The sequence below is a fragment of the Bradyrhizobium sp. CCBAU 11434 genome (assembly GCF_028128895.1).
GTDB classification, from domain to species: Bacteria; Pseudomonadota; Alphaproteobacteria; order Rhizobiales; family Xanthobacteraceae; genus Bradyrhizobium; species Bradyrhizobium zhengyangense.
Genome location: NZ_LBJX01000016.1, coordinates 1 through 483 on the forward strand (window position 1 = coordinate 1; position 483 = coordinate 483).

General features: G+C 62.1%; 1 protein-coding gene. It reads left to right on the forward strand.

The genetic code is table 11. The features are described 5' to 3' along the window. Nucleotides 1-198: 198 nt before the first annotated feature. Nucleotides 199-483: IS66-like element accessory protein TnpA (tnpA, locus tag XI06_RS12820; RefSeq protein ID WP_271605470.1), on the forward strand; the 285-nt coding region annotated here is incomplete at its 3' end.

Genomic DNA, 483 nt, shown 5'->3' on the forward strand with positions numbered 1-483 from the left:
TCAAACCTCCGTCCCAAGCCGGAGGCTTCTTCGCATAGATATCCAGATCCCGAAGCAAGGGTTCCGGCTGAGCGCTTACCGTCATGCAGGGACCGCGTACTGAGGGCTGATCTGGTCGGCTAGGAAGTTCTCACGGTGGTTTGTCGCGAGGTCACAATGTCAAACGATAGTCGTAAGGATAGCGATAAGGATAGGCATATGCCTATCCTCGAACACGGCGCCGACACGCTGCAGCCTGTCGAGATCATCACCGGGACGGGCCGACGTCGGCGCTGGTCGACGGATGCGAAGGCGGCGATTGTCGCGGAGAGTTTTGCGCCGGGTGCAAGCGTGTCGGCGGTGGCGCGGCGACACGACATCAGTCCAAGTCTGTTGTTTCTCTGGCGTCGTCAGGCCACGCGGGCGCACGTCGCGGAGCGCAGGGACAGAGGCATGCCACCTGGTTTTGTGCCGGTCGCGATCACCGGCTGTGGGGCCCCGAGT